The organism is Neobacillus niacini NBRC 15566, from assembly GCF_001591505.1.
Lineage (GTDB): Bacteria > Bacillota > Bacilli > Bacillales > Cytobacillaceae > Neobacillus > Neobacillus niacini.
This window is the reverse complement of the sequence record NZ_BCVA01000042.1, coordinates 14,219-27,862: the sequence shown is the minus strand read 5'-3', so window position 1 is coordinate 27,862 and position 13,644 is coordinate 14,219. Positions and strand designations below refer to the sequence as shown.

The 13,644-nt window shown below is 38.9% G+C and carries 9 protein-coding genes; 1 reads left to right on the top strand and 8 read right to left on the bottom strand.

Annotation, left to right across the window (positions count from 1 at the left end; translation table 11 throughout):
- Positions 1-6: 6 nt before the first annotated feature.
- The 4 genes from BANA01_RS22840 to hutU all read right to left on the bottom strand — a co-directional run bounded on the left by BANA01_RS22840 (position 7) and on the right by hutU (position 6,012).
- The gene (locus BANA01_RS22840) at positions 7-1,323 is read right to left on the bottom strand and encodes a Na+/H+ antiporter NhaC family protein (RefSeq protein ID WP_034676954.1); all 1,317 of its coding nucleotides are present in this window, start codon (positions 1,321-1,323) and stop codon (positions 7-9) included.
- A gap of 137 nt (positions 1,324-1,460) precedes the next feature.
- Positions 1,461-2,624 (bottom strand): M20/M25/M40 family metallo-hydrolase, encoded by a 1,164-nt coding sequence (locus tag BANA01_RS22835; protein WP_052106437.1) that lies wholly within the window; start codon positions 2,622-2,624, stop codon positions 1,461-1,463.
- Positions 2,625-2,646: 22 nt separating this feature from the next.
- The gene (gene hutI / locus BANA01_RS22830; protein ID WP_034676951.1) at positions 2,647-3,903 is read right to left on the bottom strand and encodes an imidazolonepropionase; all 1,257 of its coding nucleotides are present in this window, start codon (positions 3,901-3,903) and stop codon (positions 2,647-2,649) included.
- Positions 3,904-4,290: 387 nt separating this feature from the next.
- Positions 4,291-6,012 (bottom strand): urocanate hydratase, encoded by a 1,722-nt coding sequence (gene hutU, locus BANA01_RS22825; RefSeq protein ID WP_082799642.1) that lies wholly within the window; start codon positions 6,010-6,012, stop codon positions 4,291-4,293.
- 349 nt (positions 6,013-6,361) lie between these two features.
- Here hutU and BANA01_RS22820 point away from each other — a divergent pair, with 349 nt between their 5' ends.
- Positions 6,362-8,095: a sigma-54 interaction domain-containing protein gene (locus BANA01_RS22820; protein ID WP_052106435.1), complete on the top strand. Its 1,734-nt coding sequence runs from the start codon at positions 6,362-6,364 to the stop codon at positions 8,093-8,095.
- Positions 8,096-8,311: 216 nt separating this feature from the next.
- On the opposite strand, the gene BANA01_RS22815 is transcribed toward BANA01_RS22820, so the two are convergent.
- From BANA01_RS22815 to BANA01_RS22800, 4 genes are all read right to left on the bottom strand, one after another.
- On the bottom strand, positions 8,312-9,550 hold the full coding sequence (locus BANA01_RS22815) for a multidrug effflux MFS transporter (RefSeq protein WP_034676945.1): 1,239 nt from the start codon (positions 9,548-9,550) through the stop codon (positions 8,312-8,314).
- A 403-nt stretch (positions 9,551-9,953) separates the two neighbouring features.
- Positions 9,954-10,349: an MMPL family transporter gene (locus tag BANA01_RS29265; RefSeq protein WP_268875109.1), complete on the bottom strand. Its 396-nt coding sequence runs from the start codon at positions 10,347-10,349 to the stop codon at positions 9,954-9,956.
- A 47-nt stretch (positions 10,350-10,396) separates the two neighbouring features.
- Positions 10,397-12,985, bottom strand: coding sequence for a beta-galactosidase (locus tag BANA01_RS22805; protein ID WP_034675580.1), 2,589 nt, complete (start codon positions 12,983-12,985; stop codon positions 10,397-10,399).
- The gene (locus BANA01_RS22800) at positions 12,966-13,634 is read right to left on the bottom strand and encodes a YesL family protein (RefSeq protein WP_034675582.1); all 669 of its coding nucleotides are present in this window, start codon (positions 13,632-13,634) and stop codon (positions 12,966-12,968) included. The genes BANA01_RS22805 and BANA01_RS22800 overlap by 20 nt, the downstream gene beginning before the upstream one ends.
- Between the last annotated feature and the right edge of the window lie 10 nt (positions 13,635-13,644).

Sequence of the window (13,644 nt, the reverse complement as noted above, 5' to 3'; positions counted from 1 at the left end):
ACTCTATTATAAAACTAATGCTGCTACTATACCAAACACAAATAACGGGATGTTATAGTGTAAAAACGTCGGAACACATGTATCCCATATATGGTCATGCTTCCCATCCGCGTTTAATCCAGATGTCGGCCCAAGTGTACTATCAGATGCAGGTGAACCGGCATCCCCAAGGGCACCTGCTGTTCCCAGTAATGCCACAGTGGCCAACGGACTAAAGCCCATCATAATACATAACGGTACGAACACAGTGGCCAAAATTGGAACTGTACCGAAAGATGTTCCAATTCCCATTGTTACTAAAAGTCCGATAAGCAATAATAATATAGCCGCCAATAGCTTGCTATCCCCAATAAGAGAGTTTACTGCTCCTACCAATTCACTAACTGCACCAGTTTCTTTAAGAACGGTTGCGTAGCCCGAAGCAATTAACATAACAAAAGCAATAGCTCCCATCAGTTTTACACCGTCTTGGACAACTTGTTCCCCATCCTTTAAAGTAACAATCCGTCCGATAAACATAACTAGAATTCCTGCAAGAGCCCCCAATACCATTGATCCGGCGATTAGCTGCGTAGCTAAAGCCATGACAACGGCTCCTATCGTGATAAAGTCCCTTATCTCAAACTTTCTTGCAGCCGTTTCACTGGTTGCACTGACCTCGGCAAAAGCTGGATCCTGACCTGTTTGATATGTTCTTGATTTGCGGTAAGAAAAAAAGACGGCGATGAATAAACCGACAAACATGCCAATTGCTGGAAGAATCATAGCCAGTGGGATTTGCGTTTGAGCAATTGGCATTCCGTTAGCTTTCATTTCTGCAGCAAGAATTCCATGGAAAATGATTCCGTAACCAACAGGAATAACGATATATGGCATTTTCAATCCAAAAGTAAGGGCACTAGCCACAGCTCTTCTATCAATTTTTAAATAATTAAAGAAAAGTAAAAGAGGTGGGATTAAAATTGGGATAAATGCAATATGGACTGGAATCAGGGTTCCAGAGAGGCATGTCAGTCCGGCAATCATAAGCAATAATACATATTTGCTTTGCTTTTTCTTTGCAAGCAATTTATCTATCAATATCTTGGTAATTCCAGAGTAAGCGATCATCGCTGCAAACACACCAAGTAAAATATAACTTAATGCCGTTTCCGCTTGTCCCCCCATACCTCCTATTAATGTGGAAAGCGTTTCTGCTAGCGATAGTTTTGCTGCAAGTCCGGCGACAATGGCAGCAAATAACAAAGCAAAAATAACGTGCACCCTTAAAAGACTCAAGACCGTTAATACAAGTACAGATATTAGTACAGGATTATCTAACATATAGGACCCCCTCATAATTTGACTAGTTTCTTTTTTTCGCTTCATTCCTGAAAAGAAAGTGGCGTCATATATAAATTTTTAAGTAGCGCTAGGGCTTAAAAAGTATTTTTTGTACATGCACCGTTGTCTTTGCCCATCTATTCTCTATGATTTATATACCATTGCTCAATGAGTGCAGCCGTCAGTCTGCCAGTGTTATGTAGGTTTTCAATGCTGATACATTCCCTGAAAGAATGGATATTCTGAAACCCGAGTCCCAGTGTCAAACAAGTTAATCCATTTTCATTTAATACATTCGTGTCTGCTCCGCCCAATGTTTCTGTTAAATAGGGTTTTACAACGATATTTTCAGCAGCTCTCCAAACTGTTTTTACTAAAATATCATCTTTAGGAATTTCAAATCCCAAATACTTTTTCTCAGTTCTCACATTGACTTTCGCACCCTTTTTCAATGCAGCTTGGTGCATTACTTCTTCCATATGCTTTAGCTGAGCATTAAGCTTTTCCTCTGAAAAGCTCCTAACTTCTCCCGCCAATGTGACACTGCCCGGAATTATAGAGGTAAGCTCACCTCCGTTAATAATCCCAATATTGGCCAGAGTTCCTTCTTCAATTTCGCCAAGTTTCATGTTGGAGAGACCTTCAGCCGCTATTAAAATAGCACTATTACCTTCTTCTGAATTGAGAGCAATATGGGAGGAATTACCCTGAACCTCAATCCAAATCCGACTGCTATAAGGGCCTTTAAGAATGATTTGACCGACATCACCGCTGCTATCAAAAATATAGCCTGTTTTACTTTTTGCTTTAGAGTAATCCATATAGGTGGCACCAACTAATCCCGGCTGTTCATTTACGGTTAAAATAAATTCAATTGGACCATGCGGAATACCACCCTCAATGATGGCTCTAACGGCCTCAAGATAGGCCGCTAATGCCGCTCTGTCGTCTGCCCCTAAAATCGTTGTCCCGTCAGAATGGATGACACCATCTTTAATTACCGGATTCAAACCCTCTGTTGGTAAAACGGTATCCATGTGTGTAGAGAAGAATAATGGCGGAATTGTTGGATCAGATCCTTCATGCCAAGCAAACAGATTGCCTACTTCCCCATTAAAATTTTTATGTGCTTCGTCAAACTCAAGAGTAAACCCAAGCTCTGGTAAAGCCTTAATTAAGTAATCAGCGACCTGCTGCTCCTTTGTGCTCGGTGCGTTTAATTTGGCTAATTCCAAAAATAAATCTAAAAGACGATCTCCATTTACATGCTCAGCTGCTCTCGATTTAAGTTTAGTTTGCATTTGAATCCCTCCATACTTCTCTTCATTTAGATTTGCGGTTAACAACCACTTTACCGTTTTTTATAACCGTTTCTACGATATTAGTTCCGAGTTCATATGCCACATGCTTATAGGTTGGAACATCCCAAATCTGTAAATCTGCTAATTTTCCTTCCTGAATGACTCCACGGTCATAGAGGTTGAGTGCCCTCGCACCCGCAATTGTGGCTGCTTTAATTGCTTCCTCCACGGAAAACTTATACAAACGGCAAGCTAGAGTGATGACAAACTGCATTGATTGCGTATAGGATGCCGGGCAAAGGTCTGTAGCCAGCGCGATGTCCATTCCCAAATCGAGCATCTGTCTAGCATCAAATGGTCGCTTATGACCTACAGCAAAATCAAGGGCCGGCATTAAAACAGCTGTTACTTTTGCCTCTGCAAGCTTTTTCATTACTCCTACTGGCGTGTAATTTAGATGATCAATGGAAACCATTTTCATTTCAGCCGCAAGGTCAGAGCCACCTATATAAGAGTAGGCATCTGCATGAATTTTTGATTTCATTCCATACTCTAATCCAGCCTTAAGAATCCTTTCCGATTCCTCCGCTGTAAAATAACCATCATCACACCATACATCGCAAAACTCAGCCAGTTTTCGTTCAGCAACTTTTGGAATCATATCGTTAATAATGACTTCCACGTATTCCTCTCTCGACAGGTTTTCAGGAATTCCATGCGCTCCTAAAAATGTATTAATTACATCAAGCGGTGTTTCTTCTCCGAGTCTTCTGCTAACTTCAAGAATTTTAATTTCACTTTCTGTCGTTAGACCGTATCCGCTTTTACTCTCCACCGTTGTAATTCCATGCTCGAGCATTGTCAGCATGCGTTTCTTTGATTGTTCAAATAATTCATCCGCAGAGGTATTCCGTGTAAGCTCAATCGTTCGATTCGGCCCTTTTGTCATCGAAAGCTTTTCAAGCTGCTCCGGCTTTCCTGTCATCTTAGCCGCATATTCTTCCACCCTTGTGCCATAAAACACTAAATGGGTATGGGAGTCAACAAAGCCTGGAACAACAACTTTGCCTGCAGCATCAATTAAACTGCCCGGCTCAAATTCAAATTGGGCTTTGATCTCTTCTTCGGAGCCAACTCCGACTATTTTGTCATCTTTAATCGCAATCCAGGCAGTTGTGATGATACCAATGTCTTCCATGCTCTCTCCAACACAGGTTAAAGCTTCTGCTGCCTGTGCGATTACTAAATCTACCTTTATCTTTACTTTGGTATTCGACATTTTTAGCCATACCTCCATAATTTTTTTAACATGTCTAGTTGTACTAGAGGTGATATTCCCCCCATTAATACAAAATCACAAACTTGCAATTTATTAAAACAGCAAAGCAAATTTATAATGTTTGAAATGGAATGAATGGGCGCCAGAAAATCTGAATTTTGATTGAGCCCTGGCTGATAAGTTTCAACGGATTCTTGAAGTTTACTCATATGTTCACTTCTTTCAATAATTAACCGGAGTTTTTTGGGATTCTTTAATGAAAAGAAAGGCTGTCCCTTACGTTCTATTCCAGTCTAAGATCATACCGATTTTATCAAGATGATTTTGAATGGCAGGTTCATCCCCCTTTACGTTAGGGACAGCCTTTATTTCACAGTATCAGTAAAATTAAGCCTTTACATTTTCCTTTTCAAGATCCTTTGGACCAAATGTTGCCTTCGGTGACCACCATAGCGGAATCTTAATGCTTTCATCAGTCAGTTTTCCTTTTCCGTTGGCTACATCACGGGCAGTTTCGTAACCAGCCTGGGCATGGCGTACAACTCCAATACCTGAGTCAACTGTCATTGCTACTTCAAGTCTCATATCAGATTCTGCAGTTCCATCAGCAATCATCGTTACACCCGTATGAACCGCTTCACCCATCGAGTAATTAGCTTGTAATGCGATTAAATCACACATACCAACTGCATTTAATAGACCATTCAACACCGGCCAGTCAGAGATTAAGTCACCGCCATCTTTCATATTCTCAGACTCGAATGTTGGGTTTACGATGGAACCAGAGTCAAGATTGTCACGGGAGAATGCCACTGGTCCTGAAAGTTCACCTTTCTTAATCATGTCATTTACTTTTAAGGCGAATTTCTTCCGCTGCCCAAAGCCCATGTAACAAATACGCGCAGGTAAAGCTTCGATCGGGATATGTTTCATTGCCAGTTTAATCCAGCGGGTTACCAGCAGGTCATCACTAAATTCTTCAAGAATCATTTCATCAATTTTGCGTAAATCTTCAGCTTCACCTGATAAACAGATCCAGCGGAAAGGTCCGCGTCCTTCGCAGAATAGTGGACGAATGTATTCAGCAACAAATCCTGGAAGACGCTTTGCTTCTTTTGCTTCAAACCCAGCATCGATACATTCCTTACGGATACTCGTGCCGTACTCGAAGGAGTGTACGCCAAGATCCAATAATTTAATTAATGCCTTAAGCTCACGGACCATTGTTTCGCGGGCTTTTTCTAAATAAAGATCACGATTTGTGTCGCGAAGTTCTTCTGCTTCTTGAACAGTGTAACCGGATGGTAAGTAAGAGATTGGGTCATGTGCTGGTGTCATTGATGTTGAGATGTCTGGTAACCAGCCTGTTTGAAGAACTTCCTCGAATATATCTGCAGCGTTTCCTACCACCGCGACACCAAGCGGCTTTCCTTCTGCCGCATATTGCTTTGCCATTGAAATTGCCTCATCCAATGTGTCTGCGATACAATCAATAAATCCTTTTTCAATTCTGCGATTAATAATGTCAATGTTAGAGTCACATAGAATCGCAACCCCGCCATGCATGGTCATTGCTCTTGTTTGGTTGCCTCCCATTCCCCCAGCACCGGCAGTTAAAAGGATCTTCCCAACAAGGGAATCATTATAGTGAAGACGGGCAATAGCTGATAATGTTTCAAAAGTACCTTGGATAACGCCTTGTGTACCGATGTACTCCCATGGAGCAGCTGTATAGTTAGCATACATTGTTAAGTTCTTATCTTGGAGATCATAGAAAGTTGGCCAGTCAGCTTTCATAATATTGGTTGTTGCCATAACAACGGTTGGTGCATATTTATAAGTTTTGAAGACGGCAACAGGCATACCTGATTGAACTACAAGTGTTTCATCATCTTCAAGCTCTTTTAACGATTTTACAATCGCATGGTAGGACTCCCAGTTACGTGCAGCCTTTCCAATCCCGCCGTAAATAACGAGTTCTTCTGGTTTCTCAGCATTTTCCATGTTATTTTCAAGCATTCTAAGGATTGACTCTTGTCTCCAACCTTTACAACGGAGTACATTTCCTCTTTGTGCTTTAACGGAATATAAAATTTCTGGCTTTGACATATACATTTCCTCCTAAAAAATAATATAGAATTAACTCTACTCACTTTAGATATTGCAAGTTGCGTGCCAGCTTTTAAAATTCCCTGAATTTTTTAAAACCTCTACAAAAAGCCTGTATGGTAACTTAATTTTTCGATAGAGCAAATAGAGAAATGGAAATATATTCAAAAGTACTGCAGATAGATTTTGCAGTGCAATTGACATTAAGCACCATAAAAGTATAATTCAACATGGAAAACGGTTGCTTTTTCTAAGTGCAGATATTATTTGCATGCAGACTATTAATAAAATTCTAAATAAATGTTATATTCTGATAAACGAATATCATTTTTTATAGGAGGCAAAGAATATGATTGCACAATCGATAGGTTCTATAATTAAAAGTTTTGTTGACGGGGTGATTGTCCTAAATGACACCTTCCAAATTTTATGGTACGATCTCCCTCCAGATCTTGAATTGGATCTAATTGAAAGGCAGCATATTTTAGAACATTTGCCCTGTAAGCGGGAAAAATTAGTTGAGAATGAAAGGTTTACCCTAACCTTGAATCAAAAAAAGCTCACTATTGAGGTTAAAAAATTTTCTGCGGAAAGTGATTACATTATCCTTTGTATCGAGGACATTACGAATTTAATAGAAAATCAAACAGCACGATTATACTGCCTTGAGAAAATAATGGAATTTTTAGATGAAGGAATCATGATGAGCGACCATGAGGGCAGGATTGTCTTATATAATCATGCACAGGAAAAGCTTGAGGGATTAGACAGCCAGGAAATTATGGGCAAGCACCTTTGGTCTGCCTATAATTATAATCCACAATATTCCGAGCATAAACATACCTTCAATACAGGAAAGCCCATATTTTCTCGATACCGCGCTCACTCAACCGTAAACGGAGTACCCCGATATGTGAATTATAGTACTTTCCCTATTCAAAGAGATGGAGATACAATCGCTGTCTTTTCAATAAGTACAAATGAATCACAGCTTAAAAATCGCTTACACCAAGCAATCGAGCAAAAAAGGCAAACTATCCAATCCTCTGAATCTGATTCCCGGCAATTTAACAATGGTACCTCCTTTACATTTGAAAATATTAAGGGCAAAAGTTTCACCTTAAAAAATCTCATTTTAGAAGCCCAAAATATTGCATTACATAATACCGATGTGTTAATTGTGGGAGAAACTGGAACAGGGAAGGAACTGTTTGCACAAAGTATGCACAACCATAGTCCAAGGGCAGAAAATCCATTTGTAGCAGTTAACTGTGCAGCCATTCCTGAAACCTTATTGGAAAGTACGCTGTTTGGAACTGTAAAAGGGGCTTTTACTGGAGCAGCAAATCAAATTGGGCTATTCGAATATGCAAAAAATGGTACACTTTTTCTTGACGAAATTAACTCTATGCCGCTTACACTTCAATCGAAACTAATGAGAGTTTTGCAAGAACGTATGGTTCGAAGGGTCGGTTCGAATGCCGTTTCCCCAGTAGAATGTACAGTTATTAGTGCATCAAATGAGGACCCAATTAAACTGATAGAAGAAAAAAAGATGCGTCTTGATTTATTTTATCGAATCGCTCATACGAGTCTTTTAATTCCGCCTTTAAGAGAACGTACTGAGGATATCATATTTTTTATCAATCACTTTATTGAAAAATATCAAAAAAAATTCAACAAAACTGTGCCTTTGCTTTCAAAAACATTACAATCTACACTCCTTCAATACCCTTGGCCTGGAAACACTAGGGAATTGGAGCATTTAATTGAAAATATTATCATACAAACTAGTGGATCGGAAAGCGAATTAAATAATGAGCATCTTCCTGCATACATGCGAAATAAACTGGTATCAAAAGGTTCATCAAATAACAGGAAACAAAAAGAAATGGAGAAAAACCCATTTAAATCTATTTTTAGTAACTCCCAAGAGCATTATATACTGAGAGTTTTAGACCAAAACGACTGGAATATATCAAAATCAGCTAAAATTCTAGGGATTACCCGACAAAGTTTACAGTATCATATCAAAAAACATGAGTTGAAAAGTAAAGGCAAAGGTGCGAAGAAAGAAAATTAAAAAAGGAATACCAAATTTTAGCTTAGCAGGATATAGTAAATGTTTCCTAAACCGTAGGTCGGAGGTATACGATAAGCAATATAATTACGCTTTTTCTTTGTGCTGCTCAAATGCATCCTTTGGTATTTATTGTGAAATCAACTTAGATTATTCCTAAATCCTGGTCTTACTCTCCAGGATGGAAAACGCCTGACTATGATCAGTCAGGCGATACTATTATCCCTTAATTTGAAAATTCCCCTTAAGCTTTCTTCTTGGCTGAACATTAAAGGATTTTCGGACAACTCCAAAATAAATCAATAAAGCGATGAAGCTAGTTGCCAACATAATAACCCCCATTGGAATGGCTGAATACTCTCCTGCGATTCCAACAAGTGGAGATGTTAAAGACCCCAGAACAAATGGCAATAGACCTAATAGCGCAGAGGCACTTCCCGCTATATGGCCTTGTTTCTCCATAGCTAATGTGAATGAAGTGGAAGAAATGATGGCTAATGATCCAATAAACAAGAAGATAGGAATCGCAACGGCAATTAGTGGCGCCTTCAACAGAAGAGCGGCAAGTAACACAGCACCCGCTATGTTAGCCGTAAATAACCCGATCTTTAAGAAGGTCGTTTCAGATATAAAATCTGCTAAACGTCCAACTAATTGACTTCCAATTATCAGTGCTACACCATTCACACCAAATAATAGACTGAATACTTGAGGAGATACACCGTAAATATTTTGGTAAACAAACGGAATACCTGAAACATAAGCAAATATTCCTGCAACTATTAATCCTTGTGTAAAGGCATACCCTGTAAACTCGCGATCCCTGAACAAAGAACCAAAATTCTTAACGATCTGTGAAAAATCACTTGGGACACGCTTTTCCTCAGGTAAGGTTTCATCTAGTTTCCATGAGACCATTAAAACTAAGACAATTCCAATACAAGATAAAACTAGAAAAACTCCTGACCAGTCTGTAAACGCCAGGATGATAGCTCCCGCAATCGGTGCGACGATTGGTCCAAGATTACCCACTAACATCAATATAGAGAAAAACTTAGTCAGTTCTCTTCCACTGTAGAGATCGCGAACGATTGCCCTAGAAATAACGAGACCGCCTGCTGCCGCAAAGCCTTGAATGAAACGGGCAGCAATAAAAATGTAAATATTAGGTGCAAATGCACAAATGATAGAAGCGATTAAATACAAAAAGAGGAAAGTCCTGAGCGGTTTCCGGCGGCCTTGCACATCACTCATCGGTCCAATAATTAATTGACCCAATCCTAATCCAAGCAAGCAAGTCGTTAAACTAACTTGCACGAGAGATGCTGTTGTATCATAGTCGTTCACAATCGTAGGAAATGATGGCAAGTACGTATCGATCGTAAAGGGACCCAATAGACCAAGTGACCCTAATAGTAAAGCAAGTTGTAATCGTTTCGCGCCTGTTAAAGTATTCAACTATTACTCTCCTTTCTATAAAACCATTGATATATATTTTTAAAAAAAGTTCAGCAGCATTAAAAAAAGCGATTTGTGAATAACTGGTTTAAAGAATGCAACATGCATACAAAAATAGCACAAGACAAATTACTTCGTCAAGCGAAATATTTTTATAAAGATGTTTGGTATACAAATCGGGTATTCATGATTTAGCACAAGAACAGAATGAATCCTTCTCTTTTAAATAATTTCCTTTTATTTTAACTATTTCTCAATATAATCATTTAACGTCGGTAAAAAAACACCAATGGTCTAATAAATGAAAACTTATGAATATTTGATTTTAATGTTCTCCTATAAAAGTAGCCCGACAGACCAATTCTGTCGGGCTTACCTAACATCTTTTTTTGAAAAAGGTTATTTATATTACGTTATTCTCCATTCTTACTTGTGCTTCCTTTTTTCTAGATGATAAATTTGTTAACGCACTTGGCAGAGCAATCATTGCTGGTAAAAAGATTGGCAGAAGTACAAAGCATAGCACAACCAGTCCTGTAATAACTGCTAACGCCAATTCAGATAACAGTAACAATCCAGAAGGCATAAGTGTGGCAAATGTGCCTCCAAGGATGATGACTGCTGCTATAATGACACCGCCTACATGTTTAGAAGCTAGCACAATGGCCTCACTCTGTGGCATATGTGTGTATTCCCTAAAACACATCATCAAGATTATACTATAGTCTACTCCCAAGGCTAGAATAAAGATAAAGGAGAAAAATGGATCAAAGTTTGTTAAACATGCAAAGGCAACTATTATTCCGTTAGTTAAATCATCGGTTTTATCAACATTATTCCTATCAATTAGAAAGCTTCCAAATTTACTAAATGTGGTGAGCAGCCTTCCTCATCAAAGATAATCAATTCGTTTTCCTGTTTTAAAATACTAGCAGGGATTTTATATTCTTCCTGAGGTCCGATTTGCCAATATCGTCCTAAACAAAAACCATTCACCCAGAAAGTCCCTTTTGATAACCCATCTAGACGTATCTTCACTTTTACATCCTTATCACTAGATTGCAGTGATGTTGTAAAGGTGTTTTTATACCAACATGGTCTGACCTGGTCATGATTTAGTAAATGATCAATCCTTTTCCATTCTTTTGGTTCGTTTAAAAGAGCAGTGCTTTGTATTTTCCAATGATTTATCTGTTTTTCTTCATTGTATAAATAAAGCTTTAATTTCGAAATTCCTTTGAGCCCCTGCCCATCAAATTCAAATTCGTTAAAGCCATCATGTAAAAGATGACCTACATCAGCCACACCATATGGTGCATCGAAACGATTCCATGCAGTTTCGTTCGTTATGAGCATGACTGGCATTCCGTCATTCAAGCGCAACCTTTGAAGACCCTCTCCAACAAGGACGGCTTTATCGTAGCCTTGATCATTGACAAATTCCTTCAAAAAAGAAATTCTCCCCTCAATTTCCGGAACATTTCTTAATGAATGTGTCTTACCGATCCCCTCCACTTTCCAGCCATCTAATAAGTCAACAACCCGTCCATCAAGACTTGGTGACTCACTTATTCCCTTCGGTTCCCCTAAAGCCTGGGTGAAATTGTAACGACCCATATTTTGAACCATAAAGCGGATACTATTAATACCTTTTTCAACAGGAAGTTCGATAGAGGCAGCCCCTAAATCATTCACAAGTCCTATATATTGATTATTAAGGAATACTCGTGCTGGATCTTCAATTCTCGGTAGGATTAATGTTTTTTGACAAGTTTCCTTAGATTCAAATTGTGCTGTGTACGATAAATATCCACTCCATTGTCCAAATGAACTAAAGTCCAGCGGTTTATTTGAATCCCTTCCTAAAGACTCATCGATTTTTTCTGGGGCCTGGTACCAATCTGTAAATGCAAATGTAACCTCCCCTTTATCAGCAAAGATTTCGTCATTCTCCTCCACCGTCTTTCGATCATTCACGACGATTTCAAAACACTCATTCTTACCATTCTTAATTGAAACCACCTGCGGTTTTGACCCATGAAAGAATGTAAATTGCAATTTTCCACTGCCTAGCTTTTCGTAACGCTGCGGATATGGGCAGGAAATTGAAAGTTCATCATCATTTTTAACTTGTAAAGCCAGTGAGGATTGCTGCCCCGTTTCATGATAGACCGTACCGATATTATTTGAAAAACCAGTTGTATATCCAGAAAGTGCTAAAATCTTTACTGTTTTGCCTGCTAATCGTCCTGCTTTTATATTCTTTATGACAGGTAAAATTGCATCTGGCTCAATAGTAATAGTTAGTTGATATTGGTCCTCTGGGTTATAGACTTTGTGAATTGCACGTTCAGATTTCAAATTGGTAAGAAATGTAATACTCCCAGCTTTACTCTGTACTGTTTTGCCTTGCAGCCCTTTAGGCAGTGCGGTACACTCTTCAACACTCCCAGGATTTGTTAATACCGGTTCGACCCAATCAATAAAGCTGTGAACTCGTTTAATTACCTGATACTTTGGTGTTTCTTGCAAAAACTCCGTTAGGGGGGCAGCATAATCGTACGATGTAATCATAAATGTATGTTCACCAATCGTACGCCCGCCCCAATGATCGAAATTCGTTCCTCCGAAAAACATATAATAATTGATTGCTGTAAACCCTTCACGCAGCAATTCATATAACGTTTTTTCTAACATACCTGCTGTCTTTTGATTTGCTTTCGGCCCGCCCCATTGTTCAAACCAACCGACCCAAAATTCAAGAACTCCTTTTGGCTGGCCATCAAATCTTTCATCTAACATTTTTGCATGTTCCTCTACATGAGACCAAAAGTTCCGAAACTCAACTGCGCCTTCAACACCGCCATAACAAGTTACTAATGGAACATTAATTCCTCTTGTAATGAGTCCGTCTCGTAAATATTCCATATACTTTTTATCAGGTTTTCCAAGTGCTTGAAACTCATTTTCGACTTGAACCATAATGACTGTACCTGCATTCGTGATCAAATGGGGAAGGACCCGCGGTACTAATTCGTCAAAATACCGATCTACATAATGTAAAAATGGTTCATAATAACAGCGGTATTTCATGTTTTCCTTGGAACTCAGCCACCATGGCAGACCACCAAAATCCCATTCCGCACAAATGTATGGCCCCGGCCGCAGAATGACATACAGATTTCTTTCTTCACACTTCTTTAGAAAAGTTCCCAAATCTTTATCGTCTGAAAAGTCCCATACACCCTCAGCTTCCTCATACCAATTCCAAGGAATATAGGTTTCAATACAATTACAGCCTGCTTTTTTTACTTTATTTAACAGTTCATCCCACTCTGCACGCGGCAGGCGGAAATAGTGAACTGCTGCCGATTTGATAAAAACGCGATTCCCATCAATGATCCAGCTGTTTTTATCAAATTGAATACTGGCCATACTCGCTCTCCCTTCCTAATAGCTTTTTTTGTTCTTCTACCTGAGCAAATACCTTCAAAGCTATCTTCGTTAAAATAAAACAAAACAAGCTTCCGCTAAAGAAAAATAATGAGCCAGGAAGCATCAATAAGATGAATCCGATGACCGCACCGGAAGCAATCATGATAAATGTTTGGATTGGGTGTGTAAAAGTTAATAAGAATGCTGTTTTTATATATTGAAAGAATGATAAGTCATAATGAACATAAAGTGGTATGAAATAAAGGACAATGGCTAAACATACCAGCAATAATCCGGCAGCTAAGATTGTCAGAAAGATAAATACCCATCCATCTAAGGATTGAAATAACATTACATCCAGTAAAAAAACAACAACAATAAGTAAAAATAAGTAACCGTAAAGATTTGCATTCACAAATTCTTGCTTATATTTATTCCAAAACAAACTAAAAATTGGTATCTGTTCCTCTTCCTCTTCCATAATCATCTTCCTCATGACGGCAAACATAGCAGCTGTTGCAGGCATGATACCAATTAGCACAAACCCGAGCAGTGAAAACAAGATCCATAAAATGTTTGTATAGGCAATCAGCATGACTTTTTCTGAAACTCGATATATCCCTGAAAGCATTCCCTTCATTTCCATCATTACCACTCCT